This window comes from Kribbella sp. ALI-6-A, assembly GCF_001984195.1.
GTDB lineage: Bacteria > Actinomycetota > Actinomycetes > Propionibacteriales > Kribbellaceae > Kribbella.
In genome coordinates, this window is record NZ_MTQN01000011.1 from 799,184 (window position 1) to 816,345 (window position 17,162).

Below are 17,162 nucleotides of genomic sequence, written 5' to 3' on the forward strand. Positions count from 1 at the left end.
TCGTGACGGTGACCGGGTGTACCTCTGAGTCGGGCACGGGGCCGACTCAGCCCGGCCCGCCCGCGACCGGCCTCGCAACGAGCGGAACCGCTGCGCCCACCACCAGCGTCATCACCCCGACCAGGCCCACCGCCAGTACGCCGTACCGCAGCACGCCGGCGCGCAAGCCCAAGCCCAAGCCCGACCCCACCCCGAAGCTCCGCCCGGAGCCTTCCGCCGAACCGTCCCGGCCATCATCCCCCGGTCAGGGACGCGGAAAGCCGGTTCCGCTGCGGAGGTCCACCCCGACGCGGGTGAGCATTCCCGCGATCGGGGTGGACTCGAGCCTGATGCGCCTCGGCCTCCAGTCCGACGGCGCGCTGCAAGTCCCGCCGAACGGCTTTCCGGCCGGCTGGTTCACCGGAGCCCCGACGCCCGGCGAGCGAGGCCCGGCCGTCATCGCGGGCCACGTCCGCTGGTCAGGGCGCGCCGGTGTTTTCGCCAAGCTCTCCCGGCTGAAGCCCGGCGACAAGGTCACGGTGACGCGGCAGGACCGCTCGACGGCGGTGTTCCGGGTGAGCCGGGTCCAGCAGTACGCCAAAACCGGCTTCCCGAGCGCGGCGGTGTACGGCGACCTCGACCATGCGGGATTGCGGTTGATCACCTGTGGCGGGTTCGACCCCAGGTCGAAGGAGTACGAGGCCAACCTGGTCGCGTTCGCCGAGCTGATCGCGTAGCCGTTTGCGTCGGACGGCGAAACCGGCGATCATCAACGGATTGTTGTCAACAGTTTGTTGAAGCCGGAGGTAGGCGTGATCGTCGCACTGACCGACGCCACGGTCGCGGTGGCCGGACCCAAAGCGGCGGCGCTCGGCGTGCTGGTCCGCGCGGGCTTTCCGGTTCCAGCAGGTTTCGTGGTTCCCGCCGGTATCGAGGATCTGACCGGCGCGGTGGCCGAAGGGCTGGCCGCTTTGGGCGACGGACCGGTCGCCGTACGGTCGTCGGCTGCGGGCGAGGACACGGCGGGCGCTTCGGCTGCCGGGCAGTACGAGAGCTTCCTCGGGGTCCAAGGGGTGCCGGCGGTGATCGACAAGATTCTGGCGACCCGGGAGTCGCTCTGGTCCGACCGCGCGGTCGCCTACCGCGACGGCCGGACGGCCGCGTCAATGGCGGTGATCGTGCAGCAGCACGTCGACGCCGACGTCGCCGGGGTGTTGTTCACCGTCGAGGGCGGCGACAGCGTGATCGAGGCGTCCTGGGGGCTCGGGGAGAGCGTGGTGCAGGGCCTGGTGACGCCGGACGCCTTCGCTGTCGGCGCGGAAGGCGTTGCCGGGCGCCGCTGCGGGGGCAAGCGGACGCGGATCGATTGCGGACCGGCCGGTCCGGCGACCAGCTCGGTGCCGCCCGATCGGCAACAGGTGCTGTGCCTCACTGACGAAGAGCTTCAGCGGTTGCATCAGTTGGGCCAAGAGGTCGCGGCTCACCTCGGCGGGCCGCAGGACATCGAGTTCGCGGTGCGGAACGGCCAGATCTGGCTGCTCCAGGCCCGCCCGGCCACCGCCGAGCTGCCGTTGCTGGAGGCAACTACCATCACCGCCGCGCGCGGCCCGGCGGATGCCGCGGAACGCGCGGCCGGCGCGGACTGCGCCGAGCGGCCGGAGTCCCCGCTCCTCCGCGGAACCCCCGGCAGCCCAGGCACCGCCACCGGCCCGGCCCGAGTAGTCCACGGCCCGGAAGATTTCAGCCGAGTCCAACCCGGCGACGTCCTCGTCTGCCGCTTCACCGATCCCACCTGGACACCCCTGTTCGGCGTCGTCTCCGCAGTGGTCACCGAGACCGGCGGACGGCTGTGCCACGCGGCGATCGTCGCCCGCGAACGCCGGATCCCCGCCGTCCTCGGCATCCCCACCGTGTTGACCGCCTTCGCGGACGGTCAGCCGATCACCGTCGACGGCACCCACGGCACCGTCGGCTAACCGACAAAAACCGCACTCGGTTTGGCCAGCGGACCGTGCGGCGCGTACAGCGCCAGGAACGTCCCGTCCGGCGCGAACATCGCCGTCTCCCCCGCGTCCAGCTTGAGCCCTGCCAGCGGCCGACCGGTACGAATGGCGGCCTCCTGCTCGGCATCGGCGTCGAAGCGGGCGAACGTCTGCGCGGCGACGTCAGCGATCGGCAGCAGCACGAACTTGTCGCCGAGCGCCTCCAGTGTGTGCGCCGCGGACAGGTCGAACCCGCCGACCCGCGTCCGGCGCAGCGCGGTCAGGTGTCCACCGACACCGAGCACCGCGCCGAGATCCCGCGCCAGCGCGCGGATGTAGGTCCCGCTCGAGCAGTCCACCGAGATGTCGACCTCGATGCCCTGTTCATCCCGCCGGATCTCCCGTACGTCGTACCGGCTGATCGTGACGGCCCGCGCCTTGAGCTCGATCTCCTCGCCGGCCCGGACGCGTTCGTACGCGCGCTTGCCGTCGACCTTGATCGCCGACACCTTCGACGGGATCTGCGAGATGTCGCCGCGGAACGGCTCGATCGCCGCCGAGATCGCCTTGGTGGTGATCGCGGCCAGTGCCTGCGGGGACGCGGTGCTGAGCAGCTCGCCCTCGGCGTCGTCGGTGGTCGTGGTCGCCCCGAGCAGCACCGTCGCGTCGTACGACTTGTCGGCCAGCTGCAGGTGGCCGAGCAGCCGGGTCGCCCGGTTCACCCCGACCACCAGTACGCCGGTGGCCATCGGGTCGAGCGTGCCGGCGTGCCCGACCTTGCGGGTGCCGGCCAGTCGCCGGACCCGGGCGACCACGGTGTGCGAGGTCAGCCCGGCCGGCTTGTCGACGACGACGATGCCGTCGGCAACGATCGGTTCACTCGTCGTCGTCGTCATCGTCCTCGCGGCGCTTGTACGGGTCGGCGTCGCCGGCCGGCTTGGCGCCCGCGGCGGCCTTGGCCACCTCGGCGTCGGCCTGCCGCGCCTTGGCCAGCAGTTCCTCGATCTGCCCGGCGGTCTCCGGGATCGCGTCGAGGTAGAACGCCAGGCTCGGCGCCCGGCGCAGGCCCAGCGCCTTGCCGACCTCGCTGCGGATCAGCCCACGGGCCGACTCCAGCGCGGCCGCCGTGCTCGCGCGCTCCTGCTCGCCGCCGTACACCGTGTAGAAGACGCTGGCCTCACCGAGATCGGCGGTCAGCTTGGCGTCGGTCACGGTGACGAAGCCGAGCCGAGGGTCCTTGACCCGGCGCTCCAGCAGTTCGGCCACCAGGACCTGGATCCGGTCGGCCAGCTGCTTCGCCCTTGCTTCACCCATCCGGGCTCACTCCCTCATTCATACGTAACGTCCGGAGCGGCGGCTGTGACACCGCCGCTCCGGACGTTACTCCGCGAGCTGTCCGCCGGGACCGATGGATCCCGGCGGACGGCTCTTTGTCAGCTTCGCGGCTTCTCGCGCAGCTCGAACGACTCGACGATGTCGCCGATCTTGATGTCGTTGAAGTTGTTCACCGTCAGACCACACTCGAAGCCCTCGCGGACCTCGGACGCGTCGTCCTTGAACCTCTTCAGCGACGACAGTTCGCCGTTCTCGACGATCACCGCACCGTCGCGGATCAACCGGATCTTGGCGTTGCGGCGGACCAGCCCACTGGTCACCCAGCAACCGGCGATGTTTCCGACCTTCGAGGAGCGGAAGATCTCGCGGATCTCCGCCTGGCCCAGCACGACCTCTTCGTAGATCGGCTTGAGCATGCCCTTCAGGGCCGCCTCGATGTCGTCGATCGCGGAGTAGATCACCGAGTAGTACCGGATGTCGACACCCTCGCGCTCGGCCACGTCGCCGGCCTTGCCCGCCGGCCGCACGTTGAAGCCGATGATGACGGCGTTCGAGGCCATCGCCAGGTTGACGTCGTTCTCGTTGATCGCACCGACACCACGGTCGATGACGCGCAGGTTGACCTCGTCGTCGATCTCGATCCGGACCAGCGCGTCTTCCAGCGCCTCGACCGAACCGGACACGTCGCCCTTCAGGATGAGCAGCAGTTCCTGCGTCTCGCCCTTCTCCATCGAGGCCATGAAGTCCTCGAGGGTACGACGTGCGCGCCGCTTGGCGTTGGCCGCCGCACGAGCCCGTGCCTCGCGCTTCTCCGCGATCTGGCGAGCCATCCGGTCGTCGTCGACGACCAGGAACTTGTCGCCGGCGCCCGGGACCGCGGTCAGACCGAGGACCAGGACCGGACGCGACGGCGTGGCCTCGTCGACCGCGTCGCCGTGCTCGTCCAGCATCGCCCGGACCCGGCCGTAGGCCGGACCGGCCACCATCGAGTCGCCGACCCGCAGCGTTCCGCGCTGGACCAGCACGGTCGCCACCGGACCACGGCCCTTGTCGAGGTTCGCCTCGATCGCGATGCCCTGGGCCGGCATGTTCGGGTTGGCCCGCAGGTCGAGCGCCGCGTCCGCGGTCAGCACGACACTCTCGAGCAGCCCGTCGATGTTGATCCGGGACTTCGCCGAGACGTCGACGAACATCGTGTCGCCGCCGTACTCCTCGGGGACCAGGCCGTACTCGGTCAGCTGACCGCGCACCTTGGTCGGGTCCGCCGCGGGGACGTCGATCTTGTTGACCGCGACCACGATCGGCACACCGGCCGCGCGGGCGTGGTTCAGCGCCTCGATCGTCTGCGGCATCACGCCGTCGTCGGCCGCGACCACCAGGATGACGATGTCGGTGGCCTGCGCACCACGAGCACGCATGGCGGTGAACGCCTCGTGACCCGGGGTGTCGACGAAGGTGATCGCGCGCTGCACGCCGTCGACCTCGGTGGTCACCTGGTAGGCACCGATGTGCTGGGTGATGCCGCCGGCCTCCTTGGCGACCACGTTCGCCTCGCGGACCGCGTCCAGCAGCTTGGTCTTACCGTGGTCGACGTGACCCATCACGGTCACGACCGGCGGCCGCTTGACCAGGTCGTCCTCGTCGCCCTCGTTGGTGCCGAAGTCGATGTCGAACGACTGCAGCAGCTCGCGGTCCTCGTCCTCCGGGGACACGATCTGCACGTCGTACTCGAGCTCGGTGCCGAGCAGCTGCAGGGTCTCCTCGTTGACCGACTGGGTCGCGGTCACCATCTCACCGAGGTGGAACAGAACCTGCACCAGCGACGCCGGATCCGCGCCGACCTTCTCGGCGAAGTCCGTCAGCGAGGCACCGCGGGCGAGCTTGACGACCTCGCCGTTACCGTGCCGGACGCGCACGCCGCCGACGGCCGGAGCCTGCATGTTGTCGAATTCCTGGCGCTTGGCGCGCTTGGACTTGCGACCACGACGGGCCGGACCGCCCGGACGCCCGAAGGCACCCTGCGTCCCGCCCCGGCCCCGGTTGCCCGGGCCCGGACGACCGCCGCCACCACCGGGGGGACCGCTCGGGCCACCACCGGGACGGAAACCGCCGCCACCGCCACCGCCGCCACCGCGCGGACCGGCACTCGGTCCACCCGGACCGCCGCCGCCACCGGGGCGACCACGGCCGCCACCCGCCGGAGCGGACGGACGACCGGTGAACGTGCCGGCCGACGACTTCGGCATCATCGCCGGGTTCGGCCGGGGAGCACCCGGTACGCCGCCCGGACGCGGACGGTCGTTGCCGCCGCTGCGAGCCTGCGGCGGGCGCGGGGGCATGCCGGCCGGGCTGGCGCCCGCCGGAGCCTGCGCGCCGCCACCACCCTGACCCGGGCGGGCGCCACCGCGCTGCATGCCCTGGGTCGAGCTGAACGGGTTGTTGCCCGGACGCGGAGCACCCGGACGGGGACCACCAGGTCCACCGGCGCCGGGACCACCCGGACGACCGCCACCGGGACGCGGAGCACCACCCGGACGGGGGGCACCACCGGGACGCGGCGCGGAGCTCGAGCCACCCGGACGGGGAGCCGAACCCGGACGCGGACCGGAGCCCGGCGTACCGGGACGCGGTGCCGGACGGGTGTCCTCACGCGGCGCGCGAGCGGCCGGAGCCTCGGCGGCCGGGTCCTGCGTCGGCTGGCCGGAAGAAGCCGGAGCCGACGAAGCGGCCGGAACCTCGGGCTGAGCCGGAGCGGCCGGAGCCGCCGGGGTGGCCTGCGCGGCCGGAGCCTCGAAAGCCGGCTCGCTGGTCGCCGGGGCGACCGGAGCAGCAGGAGCCTCGGTCCGCGGACCGGGCCGGGGGCCAGGTCGCGGGCCCGGACGAGCCGGCGCCGGGGTGGCACCGCTTGCCGCGGGAGCGCTGGTCTCCTTGGCCGGAGCTTCGGTGACCGGAGCGGCCGGAGCCTGCGCCGCGGGGGCGGAGACCTCGGGAGCCTTCGGTGCTGCCGGGGCCGGAGCGGCCTCGGCGGCCGGCGCGGCTGCGCGCTCGGCCGGTGCCGCGGGGGCAGGGGCTGCCTGCTGCGCGGCGGGCTCCGCAGGGGTGACCGGAGCGGTCGCCTGCGGTGCGGTGGACGTGCTGGCGGCGGCCTTCTTGGCCGCGCGCTTCTTCGGCGGGTTCTTCTCGAACTCCTCCGCCAATCTACGGACTACGGGTGCCTCGATCGTCGAAGACGCCGATCGGACGAACTCTCCCATGTCGTTCAGCCTGGTCAGTACGACCTTGCTGGTAACCCCGAGCTCTTTCGCGAGCTCGTAGACCCGGACCTTTGCCACTACTCTCCCTCTGGTCCGAGCCTTGGGGGCCGCGGACCGTTAGTTGACGTACATGCTCATCGCATTGCACTCATCGTTCGACACTCATCGAGTGGTCATGAGTCGATGACCCGCCTTCATGTCGTCACGGCTCATGGCCGTGGGCGGCCGGGCGGCCGCACTTGGTCGTGCTCTTGGTGCTACTGCTTCTCGACCTGTGCCCGCAACAGACTCAGATCAAGCGGCCCCGGGACCTTGAAGGCCCGCGGAAACGCTTTGCGCCGCTCAGCGAGGTCGAGACACTCGGTCATCGGGTGCAAGTGCGCCCCACGGCCGGGTGCTCGATGCGCGGGATCCGGGAGGACACGTCCTCCGGACACCGTCATCCGCAGCAAGCCGGTCGGACTGTCTCGTTTCCGGCACCCGATACAGGTGCGCTCCCGAAGCTTTCCGGGGCGCGCGTCTGCAGTCTCTGTCACAGTTCCTCAGGGTGTGGTGACGACTCAGTCGACCGACCGAGACATCAGTCTACCTTCTCGTTCCCACGAGTCACATCGGTATCCGGCCGGATGTCGATCCGCCACCCGGTCAGGCGGGCGGCCAGCCGGGCGTTCTGCCCCTCCTTGCCGATCGCCAGCGACAGCTGGTAGTCCGGTACGACGACCCGCGCGGAGCGCGTCGCCGCGTCCACGACCTCGACCGAGGAGACCTGCGCCGGCGACAGCGCGTTGCCGACGAAGGTCGCCGGGTCGTCGCTGTGGTCGATGATGTCGATCTTCTCGCCGTGCAGCTCGTGCATGATGTTGCGCACCCGCTGGCCCATCGGGCCGATGCAGGCGCCCTTGCCGTTCACTGACGGGTTCAGCGTGCGGACCGCGATCTTGGTCCGGTGGCCGGCCTCACGGGCGATCGCGGTGATCTCGACGGTGCCGTCGGCGATCTCCGGCACCTCCAGCGCGAACAGCTTCTTGACCAGGTTCGGGTGCGTGCGGGACACGGTGATCTGCGGGCCCTTGAAGCCCTTGCGCACCCCGACCACGTAGACCCGCAGCCGCGAGCCGTGCTCGTACTTCTCCCCCGGCACCTGCTCCGGCGCCGGCAGCACGGCCTCGATCTTGCCCAGGTCGACCATCACCGAGCGCGGGTCGCGGCCCTGCTGGACGACACCGGAGACGATGTCGCCCTCCTTGCCGGAGAACTCGCCGTAGCGCACCTCGTCCTCGGCGTCGCGCAGCCGCTGCAGGATCACCTGCTTGGCGGTGGTCGCCGCGATCCGGCCGAAGTCGGCCGGGGTGTCGTCGTACTCGCGGACCAGGTTGCCCTCGGCGTCCATCTCCCGGGCGTAGACCATCACGTGCCCGGTCTTGCGGTCCAGCTCGGCGCGGGCGTGCTGCTGCGCGCCCTCGGTCCGGTGGTAGGCGACCAGCAGCGCCTGCTCGATCGCCTCCACCACGACGTCGAAGGCGATGTCCTTCTCCCGCTCCAGCGAGCGCAGGACGGCCATGTCGATGTCCATCAGTTCTCCTCCACCGTGCCGTCGGCGTCGCGCTCGGCAGGTTCGTCGTTGCCGGCAGGCCGGTTGAACTCGATCTGGATCTTGGCCTTGGCCACGTCGGCGTACTGCACCGTGCGGACCTGGCCCTCGACGTCCAGTTCGGCGGCCTCGTCGGAGACCGTCTTGATCCGGCCGGTCAGCTTGTCGCCGCTGTGCAGCGTGACCGTGACCAGCCGGGTGAGATTGCGCCGCCAGTGCCGCGGCTGCGTGAGCGGCCGGTCGACACCGGGGCTGGAGACCTCCAGGGTGTACGCGCCCTCGCCCATGATGTCGTCGGCGTCCAGCGCCTTGGAGATCGCGCGGGTGATCTCGGCGACGTCGTCCAGGCTGATCCCGCCGTCGCGGTCGACCAGCACGCGCAGCAGCCGGCGACGGCCGGCCGGAGCGATGTCGGCTTCCTCCAGGTCGCAGCCGAACTGCGCGACGATCGGCCGGAGGAAGTTCTCGAGGCTCGTGGTGTCCGTGTGGTCAGTCCTTCGGCTCACAGGTAAACCTGCCTCTCTCCAGTTGTGCACCCGTCGTGCCCCGATTCGCAGGGCAGTAGCCCACCTTATCCGGCCCGCGACCTTGTTCTCACCAACGGCTCGACCGCGCCCCGGCCGAGCCGCCGAGCGGATAGGGTTTCGGCCGTGCCGATCGATCCCCACCGCCTGTCGCGCCGTACCGCGCTCCGGACCGCCGTCGTGGTGGCGGGTGCCGCCGCCCTGGCCACCGGGTGCGACGACGACAAGCCGGACGCCGGTACGCCGGGCGCGTCGACCGGCCCGGACGGCGAGGTGCAGGCGCCCGAGCCGAGCACCGACCCGAAGGTGGTCGCCGCGCTGACCACCGCGGCCACGCAGATCCAGCAGCTGGCTCTGCGGGTCAGTCAGGCCGGCCAGTCCGTCCCTGCTCTGCGCGGACAGCTGGCGATCGCGGTGCAGAGCCACGCCGCTCATGTCGCGAAGCTGAAGGAGCTCGGCGACTTCGAGCCACCCCAGCCCGGCAAGCTCCCGCCGCTACCGAAGGCATCGGCCGCAGTGCTGGCCGATCTCGCATCCCGTGAGCAGCGGCTGTCCGTGGCTCACGCCACTGCGGCCGGCAAGCTCACCGGCCCGGCCGCGCGAGCGCTGGCGATGATCGCCGCCTCGGAGAGCCAGCTCGCGGCCTCGCTCACTGCGAAGAAGGTCACCCGATGACGGAGGTCGAAGCGCTGCAGGCGGCGATCGCCGGTGAGCACGCGGCCCTGTACGGCGTGGGCGTTGCCGGGGGCAAGCTCAGCGGCGCCCGGTTCCGGGCGGCGACCACGCTGTACGAGCGGCACCGGTCCCGCCGCGACCAGCTCGCGGCGCTGCTGGTCGAGAGCGGCCAGACCCCGGCCGCGGCCGAACCGGCGTACGACCTGCCTCAGCCGGTCACCAACGCGGCCACCGCCGCGGCGCTGATCCTCGGCATCGAGCGCCGGCTGACCGCGGTGTACGGCGACCTGGTCGAGGCCGCCGAGCAGGACCGGACCCGGGCCTTCGCGGTCCAGGCGCTGATCGCGACCGCACGTGACCAGCTCGGCTGGGGCGGCCGTCCGGCCGCCTTCCCCGGCCAGGTCTGACCAGCTTCAACCAACCGATCGCTTTGTGTGCCCGGTCCGGCACAGAATGCGGTCGATTCCGGCGCGTAACGAATGATTTCCGGTGCGGTTACGCGTTTTGAGCAATTCGTTGTGTACTCCCCTTTACTCCGAGCGTGACCTTCCCTATATTTCCGGTCACGGAGACTGGGGGGTCGCCGGTTTCACCTCGCCGTACGCCGCCGCGTACAGCCGGGTGCTCACCAAGGCTGAATTCAAGCGTCTGGTCCGTACCTTCATTTCCACAACTTCTCGAGCCGCGCGCACACGCGGTTACGGAGGGTAGTGAAGCATGCGTACATTCGACTTACCCACCGGCGAAAGCCTCTTCGTGAACGATCTTCGCGTGGTCCGCTGGGAGCAGTACGGCCTCGGCGCCACGATGCCTTTCCAGGCGATGTGGTACTCGGTCCCGCCGGGCGACGAGAGCCCGATCGACCAGCACCCCGAGCTCGAACTGTCGATCGTCGTGGCCGGTACGGCGCACGTCCTGGCCGGCGGCACCGAGATCGAGGTCCCGCACGGCAACGCGTTCCTGCTGGACAGTTCGGAAGCGCACGTCGTCCAGAACCGCTCCGCCGACGAGGTGCTCACCGTGTTCAGCGCCTACTGGTATCCCGAAGCGGCGGCCGCCGCGGCCGGCGCGCTCGCCCAGCAGGCCGCCGGACCGGCCCTGACCGTGACGGCCGGCCATGACTGATCCGGCCGCGGAGTCAGTCACGGTTTTCACCTTTCCCCAGCCGACCGCGAACGGGCCGCTGCACGTCGGCCACCTGTCCGGTCCCTATCTCGCGGCCGACATCGCCGCCCGGGCCGCGCGGGCCCGCGGCGAGCGGGTCGTGGTCACCACCGGCCTCGACGTACACCAGAACTACGTCCTGACCCGTGCCGAACTCGAGGGTCTCGACGTCGGCGAGATGCTCGCGGACTTCCGGGCCGGCATCCAGGAGACCTACCAGCAGGCGCGAATCGGCTACGACCGCTTCAGCGACCCGCTGTCCGACGAGCACGCGCCGGTCATCCGTGACCTGATGAACCACCTGGTCGTGAGCGGTGCGGCCCCGTTGCGCGAGGTCACCCTGTTCGCCTGCGAGGACTGCGGCCGGACCCTGCACGAGTCCTACCTGAGCGGGCTCTGCGGGGGCTGTCACGCGCCGGCCGCCGGTGGGGCGTGCGAGCAGTGCGGTGCCTTCACCCAGGTCGAGACCATGGTCGATCCGGTCTGCGGCCGCTGTGGCGGCGCGCCCCGCCCGTTCCAGGCGACCGTGCCCGTCCTGCGGATGGAGGACTACCGCGAAACGCTGACCTCGGTCTGGCTCCGGGCCCAGTTGCCACCCGCCGTCCGGGCGCTGATCGGGCGGCAACTGGCGGCCGGGCTGCCGGAGATCGCGCTGGCCTACCCGACCAACTGGGGCATCGAGGGCGACCGGGCACTGACCGGCCTACGGATCGGTCCGTACACCGAGGTGGCACTCACCGACCTGGCGAACATCGCCCGCGCGGTCGATCCGGCGGCCACCGATCTGCCCGGCTATCTGGCCGCCCTCGGCCGGGTGGACTCGCTGTGGCACTTCCTCGGGCTCGACAACGCCTACTGGTACGCCGTGTACTGGCAGGCGCTGTGGGCGGCCTGCGGAATGGCTGAATTGCCGCTTTCCGGCCTGGTCGTGAACGAGTTCTACACCCTCGACGGCGAGAAGTTCTCGACCAGCCGCAATCACGCCGTCTGGGCGAACGAACTGTTGCAGAAGGAAGACCCGTCAATCGTTCGTTTGTTCCTCGCCTGGGACCGTCCGGACCGTTATCGCAGTGATTTCACCTGGAATTCTTTTCGCGTCTTCGCCGACCAGGCCGAATCGTTGCTCGCCGACCGGCCACTGCCGCGTCAAACGCTTGATCCAGCGCTCGCCGAGCGGGAACTGGCCCGGGGCGAGGCCGCTTTGCGCCCGGCCGGTTTCGACCCGGCACTGGCCGCGCGCAGCCTGTTGCGGCTGCTCGACGGAGGGGTCCGCGAGACCGGACACCTCCGGACGGCGCTGACCGGAACGGACGAGTAGCCCGATGCGGATCTGCGTGATCGGTGCCGGAATCGCCGGCACCCTGCTGGCCTGGCGGCTGAGCAACCACTCGGGCACCGGCCCGGCGGTGGCGGTCGACCTCGTCACCGGCGTACCGGGGCCGGACGCCACAGCGGCGTCGGGCGGCGGGGTTCGCGGTTTCGAGACTCATCCGGAGCAGCGCCGGCTCGCGGTCGAGAGCCTGGCCGAGCTGTTCGAGACACCCGGGCTGCTCGACCGGGCCGGATACACCGAGACCGGTTCGACGTACCTGCTCGACGGGTACGCCGGGCTGGAGGACGCCGTCGCCGAGGTGGAGCACGCGCACCCCGGCTCCACTGAACTCGTCGACGGGAGCACGCTGCGCCGCCTCGGCTGGCGCGGGCTGCCGGACGGGACGGTCGGCGTACTGGAGAAGCGGGCCGGATTCATCCGGCCCGACCAACTGCGGACCCTGGTGATCGACCAGCTGGCCCGCACCGAGAACAGCAGGGTCGTCACCGGCCCTGTGCTCGGACTGCGCCCGCACCCCGACGGCTCGGTCAGCTGCCGCACACCCAGCGGCACTGCCCGGTACGACGTCGTCGTGGTGGCGGCCGGTCCGTGGACGCCCGGGCTGCTCACCGGCAACGCGTTGCCGGCCGAGCCGTACCGGACGAAGGCGATCCAGGTCGCCGTGCACCGCGTGGCGGGAGCTCTCCCGACCATGTTCGTCGACGAGACCAGCGACCTGTACGGGCGCCCGACGGCAGACGGCGGTCTGCTGCTGGGCGTCGACACGCACCGCTGGTCCGTCCCACCCGGCAGCAGCGCGCCGCTGCCCGACCTGACGGCCCAGGCCGTCCGGCTCGCGGGCGAGCGACTGCCGCACCTTCGGCTGCTGGAGACCGCGCACACGGTCACCAACGCCGACTGTTACGCCGATCCGCCGGTCCTGACCCTGTGGTCGGTGCTCGGCAGCACACATCGGCTCTTCACCTTCACCGGTGGGTCCGGCGGCAGCGTGAAAACCGCGCTGGCCGCGAGCCGGACGGCCGCGAGCGATCTGCTCGGGCCACTGGCCACCGGTGAGTACACGCGCACCACCACTTCGCGGACGGAGAACAAGCGCATGACCATCATGGAACCCGGCACCAGACGAAGCACGCCGACCACCAGCCTGACCCGTTACCACACGATCGGGATCGGAGCCGGGCCGTCGAACCTCTCGCTGGCCGCCCTGTACAAGAACGTCACCACCGAGCGGCTGGCGCTGTTCGACTCCCGGCCGGTGGCCGGCTGGCACACGCCGCTGCTCTACCCCGGCGTACGGATGCAGACCGGGTGGATGAAGGACCTGGTGTCGCTGGTCGACCCCCGGCACGAGCTGACGTTCCTGAACTACCTGGTCACTTCCGGGCGGCTGTACGCGCTGATCAACTCCCAGTTCGACTCGCTGCCCCGGATCGAGTACGAGCGCTACCTCGCCTGGGCCACCGAGCGGCTCGGCGTGGTGAACTTCAGCTCCCGGGTGGACTCGATCGCGATCACCGACGACGGCTTCGAGGTGTCCGTCGACGGTACGCCGGTCGCGGTGTCGGAGCACCTGGTGCTCGGCCTCGGGACCCGGCCGGTCTGGCCCGACTACGTGCGCGACCTGCCGTCCGGCCGGGCCTTCATCGCCGACGAGCTCGGTGTCCGGATGCCCGACCTCGAGGCTCACAAGGCGGACCCGGTCGCGGTCGTCGGCGGCGGCCAGACCGGTCTGGAGTGCGTGCTGCGCCTGCTCGGCTCCGGGTTCACCGACATCCGCTGGCTCGGCCGCAACCAGTGGTTCCGTAGCATCGACGACTCGCCGATGGCCAACGAGCTGTACCGGCCGTCGCACATCGAGTACCTGCAGGGCCTGACCCGCACCAAGCGCCGCGAGATGATCGTCGACTCCCGCTACAGCGGCGACGCGATCACCCCCGGCGGGCTCCGGGCGCTGTACCAGGCCAATTACGACGGGCTGCTGACGCTGGGCCGGTTCCCGGTCACGCTGCTGCCGGGCCGTGACGTCACGTCGTCCGAGCTGCTCGCCGACGGCATGCTGCGGCTGCGCTGCTCGACGGTCGCCGCGCCGGAGGAGCACGACGTCCGGCACGTGGTGGTCGCCGCCGGCCGCGAGCACGTGCAGGCGCCGTTCAGCGACGACCTGCGGGAGCGGATCGACTACGACGACGACGGCGAGATGCTGGTCGAGCCCGACTACTCGGTGCGCTGGAAGGGCATGAACGGCCACCGGATCTACTCGTTCAACGCCAGCCGGTACAGCCACGGCCTGACCAACGCCGGGCTGACCCAGCTGCCGGTCCGGGCCGCGATCGTGCTGAACTCGATGTTCGACCGGGAGATCTACCCGATCTCCGACGAGCTGTGCGCGGTGCAGTGGTGACCGCCGCCGCTTCCGAGCACCCGCTGGTGCCGGACGTCGACGGCGTCTGGTTCCGGCTGGTGGTCGACGACCCGGCCGGCGGTGCGCCGTACGGGCAGTACCACCGCGACCACGACCTGGTCTGGGCCGAGTTCTACGCCGGCGGCACGCTGCGCTTCGGCCGGCTGGTCGGGCAGTTGCAGGACGACGGCTCGATCCGCGCCGCCTACAGCCTGCTCACCGTGGCCGGTGAGGTGGTCAGCGGCGAGTGCGTCAGCATCCCCGAGTTCGATGCCCGGGGCAACATCCGGATCGCCGACCACTTCCGTCGCAGCGACGGCAGCAGCGGCGTCACCTACATCGAGCAGATCCCCGCTCCGGTCCGGGAGGCCTGAGATGAATCCGACCACCGAACGTCCGCACCTGCTCGTGGTGGCGACCGGGATGCGCTTGTTCCGCGAGTACATCCTGCGCTCGATCGCGCCGCAGTACCGGATCCACATGTTCCTGCACGCCGAGCCGACCTGGGAGAAGGACTATATCGAGGCGTGGACCGTGCTGGAGACCACGCTGGACGCCGAGGCCCTGGTCATGGCCGCGCAGAAGCTGCACGCCGAGCAGCCGATCGACGGCGTGCTCTGCTGGGACGAGGCGCGGATCCTGCAGACCGCCCACGTCGCCGAGGCACTCGGCCTGCCCGGCGGAGACGTCGCGATGATCAACCGCTGCCGCGACAAGCACCTCACCCGGACGGCGCTCGCCGCGCAGGGCGTGCCGCAGCCGGAGTCCGTACTCGTCGACACCGTCGACGAGGCGCTGGTCACCGCCGAGAAGCTCGGCTACCCGGTGATCCTCAAGCCCCGCGCGCTGGCGGCCAGCCTCGGCGTGGTCAAGGTGAACTCGGCCGACGAGCTGAAGGCCAACTGGGCCTTCGCGCACGACACGACGGTGCCCGAGGCGCCGCACTACGACGTCAAGGTGCTGGTCGAGGAGTTCGCCGACGGCTACGAGATCAGCATCGACTCGGCCGTGTACCAGGGCCAGGTGGCGCCGTTCTGTCTGGCCCGCAAGGAGATCGGCTACCCGCCGTACGCGGAGGAGATCGGGCACTTCGTCGACGCGGCCGACCCGCTGCTGGCCGACGAGCAGCTGTTCCAGGTGCTCGCCGCCGCGCACGCGGCGATCGAGTTCACCGACGGCATCACGCACACCGAGATCATGATGACCGCCGACGGCCCGAAGGTCATCGAGATCAACGCCCGGATCGGCGGCGACATGATCCCCTACCTCGGGCTGCAGGCGACCGGTGCCGACCCGGGGCTGGCCGCGGCGGCGGTCGCCACCGGGCGCGCGCCGGAGCTGGTCCCGGACCGGACGATGGTCGGCGGGGTGCGGTTCTTCTACGTCGACGAGAACGACACCGTGCTGGACTCGGTGGAGTTCGACGCGACCGACCTGCCGGCCACGATCGACCAGCTGGTCCCGCTGATGGAAGCCGGGCAGACCACCAGTCCCCCGCCGGAAGGCACGCTGTGGGGCCGGATCGCGTACGCGACCGTGGTGGCCACCTCGCTGGACGACTGCCGGGCGGGACTCGACGCGGCGGAGAAGGCGCTGCGCTGGTCCGGCAAGGTGAAAGAGCCGGAGGAGGCGGCGTCATGACCGAAACCACGGAGGACACCGGCATCTGGGTGACCATCCGGGAAGCGCCCGTCGCGGTCAAGGCCTTGCTGATCGGCAACTTCGTCAACAAGCTCGGCTGGTTCCTGCAGGTCTTCCTGGTGCTGTTCCTGACCACCTCGAAGGGCTTCAGCGACGTCCAAGCCGGTACGGCGCTCGGCGTGTACGGCGGCGGCACGGTGATCGGTTTGATCGTCGGCGGCTCGCTGTCGGACAAGATCGGGCCCCGGGCCGCCGTCCTGATCAGCATGTTCGGCATGGCCGGCTTCGTGCTGGCGATCGCCTACGTGCCGAGCTACACCGCGATCCTCGTCGTCGTCGCGCTGGCCGGAGCGGTCGGGCAGTTCTACCGGCCCGCCTCGGCGGCACTGCTGACCGAGCTGACCCCGAAGCACCGCCAGGTGATGATCTTCGCGGTCTACCGGTTGACGATGAACGTCGGAGCCACGGCCGCACCGCTCGTCGGTGCGGCCCTGGTCGCCGTCTCGTGGGACCTGCTGTTCATCGGCGAGGCCTTGGCCGCGCTGGCCTACGCGGCCGTCGCGATCATCGCGCTGCCGAAGCGGCGGTCCACGGCGACGGAGGCGGCCGAGGAAGGCGAGGTGCAGGACGCACCCGCCGACCGCGGCAACTACCTCACCGTGCTGCGGGACTACAAGTACGTGCTGTTCCTGGTCTGCATGTTCATCAACGCCGCGATCTACATGCAGTACCTCGCGGTGCTTCCGCTGCACATGAAGGCCGACGGGTTGTCGACCTGGTGGTTCAGCGCGGTGGTCGCGCTGAACGGGTTCATCGTGATCACCTGCGAGCTGCTGGTCACCAAGGTGGTCCAGCACTGGCCCGCCAAGCTGGTGGTGATCGCGGGGTTCATCCTGCTCGGTGGCGGTCTGGCGTTCTACGCGCTGCCCGGCGGAGTAGCGATCTTCGTGGTCGGCACCCTGCTGTGGACGCTGGCCGAGATCATCGCCGGACCGACCATGTTCGCCTACCCCGGCATGGCCGCGCCGCCGCACCTGCTGGGCCGGTACGTCGGCTCCGCGCACGCGATGTTCGGTCTCGGCTCCGCGCTCGGCCCGTTCCTGGGTGTGTGGGTCTGGAACAACTCCGGGACCCAGGTGTGGCTGTGGTGCGGACTCGCCGGCGCGGTCGGTGTCGTCCTGGCCTACTTCGGAATGCCCGGCAAACCCGAGGCCGCGGAGGAACCGCCGGCCGCGGTGGACACCGTCGGAGTCGCCGAACCGTTGCCGAGCGAGAGCTCGTAG

General features: G+C 70.6%; 17 protein-coding genes. 10 read left to right on the forward strand and 7 right to left on the reverse strand.

Features of this window, described 5'->3' with window-relative positions; translation table 11 throughout:
- Nucleotides 1-46: 46 nt before the first annotated feature.
- Nucleotides 47-178: a hypothetical protein gene (locus BWI15_RS40485; RefSeq protein WP_269087192.1), complete on the reverse strand. Its 132-nt coding sequence runs from the start codon at nucleotides 176-178 to the stop codon at nucleotides 47-49.
- 91 nt (nucleotides 179-269) lie between these two features.
- On the opposite strand from BWI15_RS40485, the gene BWI15_RS39490 reads away from it, so the two are divergent.
- Both BWI15_RS39490 and BWI15_RS24280 read left to right on the forward strand, forming a co-directional pair.
- Nucleotides 270-716: a class F sortase gene (locus tag BWI15_RS39490; protein WP_269087190.1), complete on the forward strand. Its 447-nt coding sequence runs from the start codon at nucleotides 270-272 to the stop codon at nucleotides 714-716.
- Between the two features lie 75 nt (nucleotides 717-791).
- Nucleotides 792-1,955: a PEP/pyruvate-binding domain-containing protein gene (locus BWI15_RS24280; RefSeq protein WP_077016755.1), complete on the forward strand. Its 1,164-nt coding sequence runs from the start codon at nucleotides 792-794 to the stop codon at nucleotides 1,953-1,955.
- Here BWI15_RS24280 and truB read toward each other — a convergent pair.
- The 6 genes from truB to rimP all read right to left on the reverse strand — a co-directional run bounded on the left by truB (nucleotide 1,952) and on the right by rimP (nucleotide 8,647).
- Complete coding sequence (gene truB, locus BWI15_RS24285) at nucleotides 1,952-2,857, reverse strand: tRNA pseudouridine(55) synthase TruB (RefSeq protein ID WP_077016756.1); 906 nt, start codon at nucleotides 2,855-2,857, stop codon at nucleotides 1,952-1,954. The two genes, BWI15_RS24280 and truB, sit on opposite strands and share 4 nt — an antisense overlap.
- The gene (rbfA, locus tag BWI15_RS24290) at nucleotides 2,838-3,275 is read right to left on the reverse strand and encodes a 30S ribosome-binding factor RbfA (RefSeq protein ID WP_077016757.1); all 438 of its coding nucleotides are present in this window, start codon (nucleotides 3,273-3,275) and stop codon (nucleotides 2,838-2,840) included. The genes truB and rbfA overlap by 20 nt, the downstream gene beginning before the upstream one ends.
- A gap of 119 nt (nucleotides 3,276-3,394) precedes the next feature.
- Nucleotides 3,395-6,628 (reverse strand): translation initiation factor IF-2, encoded by a 3,234-nt coding sequence (gene infB / locus BWI15_RS24295; RefSeq protein WP_077016758.1) that lies wholly within the window; start codon nucleotides 6,626-6,628, stop codon nucleotides 3,395-3,397.
- Between the two features lie 179 nt (nucleotides 6,629-6,807).
- Entirely contained in the window at nucleotides 6,808-7,086 is a 279-nt protein-coding gene (locus tag BWI15_RS24300) for a YlxR family protein (RefSeq protein WP_077016759.1), read from the reverse strand.
- A gap of 44 nt (nucleotides 7,087-7,130) precedes the next feature.
- On the reverse strand, nucleotides 7,131-8,123 hold the full coding sequence (nusA, locus tag BWI15_RS24305) for a transcription termination factor NusA (RefSeq protein ID WP_077016760.1): 993 nt from the start codon (nucleotides 8,121-8,123) through the stop codon (nucleotides 7,131-7,133).
- On the reverse strand, nucleotides 8,123-8,647 hold the full coding sequence (gene rimP / locus BWI15_RS24310; protein ID WP_077016761.1) for a ribosome maturation factor RimP: 525 nt from the start codon (nucleotides 8,645-8,647) through the stop codon (nucleotides 8,123-8,125). Before rimP ends, nusA begins: the two co-directional genes overlap by 1 nt.
- Before the next feature lie 144 nt (nucleotides 8,648-8,791).
- Here rimP and BWI15_RS24315 point away from each other — a divergent pair, with 144 nt between their 5' ends.
- From BWI15_RS24315 to BWI15_RS24355, 8 genes are all read left to right on the forward strand, one after another.
- Nucleotides 8,792-9,340 (forward strand): cell division protein FtsK, encoded by a 549-nt coding sequence (locus BWI15_RS24315; RefSeq protein WP_077016762.1) that lies wholly within the window; start codon nucleotides 8,792-8,794, stop codon nucleotides 9,338-9,340.
- Nucleotides 9,337-9,747: a ferritin-like domain-containing protein gene (locus tag BWI15_RS24320; protein WP_077016763.1), complete on the forward strand. Its 411-nt coding sequence runs from the start codon at nucleotides 9,337-9,339 to the stop codon at nucleotides 9,745-9,747. The genes BWI15_RS24315 and BWI15_RS24320 overlap by 4 nt, the downstream gene beginning before the upstream one ends.
- 310 nt (nucleotides 9,748-10,057) lie before the next feature.
- The gene (locus tag BWI15_RS24325; protein WP_083750974.1) at nucleotides 10,058-10,465 is read left to right on the forward strand and encodes a cupin domain-containing protein; all 408 of its coding nucleotides are present in this window, start codon (nucleotides 10,058-10,060) and stop codon (nucleotides 10,463-10,465) included.
- A complete protein-coding gene (locus tag BWI15_RS24330) occupies nucleotides 10,458-11,822 on the forward strand; it encodes a class I tRNA ligase family protein (protein ID WP_077016765.1) in 1,365 nt (454 codons plus the stop codon). Before BWI15_RS24325 ends, BWI15_RS24330 begins: the two co-directional genes overlap by 8 nt.
- A 4-nt stretch (nucleotides 11,823-11,826) precedes the next feature.
- Nucleotides 11,827-14,238 carry an FAD-dependent oxidoreductase gene (locus BWI15_RS38465; RefSeq protein ID WP_083750975.1) on the forward strand — a complete coding sequence of 804 codons (2,412 nt, stop codon included), beginning with the start codon at nucleotides 11,827-11,829 and terminating at the stop codon, nucleotides 14,236-14,238.
- Nucleotides 14,235-14,612: a hypothetical protein gene (locus tag BWI15_RS24345; protein ID WP_143465798.1), complete on the forward strand. Its 378-nt coding sequence runs from the start codon at nucleotides 14,235-14,237 to the stop codon at nucleotides 14,610-14,612. Before BWI15_RS38465 ends, BWI15_RS24345 begins: the two co-directional genes overlap by 4 nt.
- Nucleotide 14,613: 1 nt before the next feature.
- Entirely contained in the window at nucleotides 14,614-15,879 is a 1,266-nt protein-coding gene (locus tag BWI15_RS24350; protein ID WP_077016766.1) for an ATP-grasp domain-containing protein, read from the forward strand.
- Entirely contained in the window at nucleotides 15,876-17,162 is a 1,287-nt protein-coding gene (locus BWI15_RS24355; protein WP_077016767.1) for an MFS transporter, read from the forward strand. Before BWI15_RS24350 ends, BWI15_RS24355 begins: the two co-directional genes overlap by 4 nt.

Excerpts from the sequence above, each read along its gene's own strand:
- truB (WP_077016756.1), bottom strand. The coding sequence starts at position 2,857 with ATGACGACGACGACGAGTGAACCGATCGTTGCCGACGGCATCGTCGTC.
- rbfA (WP_077016757.1), bottom strand. The coding sequence starts at position 3,275 with ATGGGTGAAGCAAGGGCGAAGCAGCTGGCCGACCGGATCCAGGTCCTG.
- nusA (WP_077016760.1), bottom strand. The coding sequence starts at position 8,123 with ATGGACATCGACATGGCCGTCCTGCGCTCGCTGGAGCGGGAGAAGGAC.
- BWI15_RS24320 (WP_077016763.1), top strand. The coding sequence starts at position 9,337 with ATGACGGAGGTCGAAGCGCTGCAGGCGGCGATCGCCGGTGAGCACGCG.
- BWI15_RS24325 (WP_083750974.1), top strand. The coding sequence starts at position 10,058 with ATGCGTACATTCGACTTACCCACCGGCGAAAGCCTCTTCGTGAACGAT.
- BWI15_RS24330 (WP_077016765.1), top strand. The coding sequence starts at position 10,458 with ATGACTGATCCGGCCGCGGAGTCAGTCACGGTTTTCACCTTTCCCCAG.
- BWI15_RS38465 (WP_083750975.1), top strand. The coding sequence starts at position 11,827 with ATGCGGATCTGCGTGATCGGTGCCGGAATCGCCGGCACCCTGCTGGCC.
- BWI15_RS24350 (WP_077016766.1), top strand. The coding sequence starts at position 14,614 with ATGAATCCGACCACCGAACGTCCGCACCTGCTCGTGGTGGCGACCGGG.
- BWI15_RS24355 (WP_077016767.1), top strand. The coding sequence starts at position 15,876 with ATGACCGAAACCACGGAGGACACCGGCATCTGGGTGACCATCCGGGAA.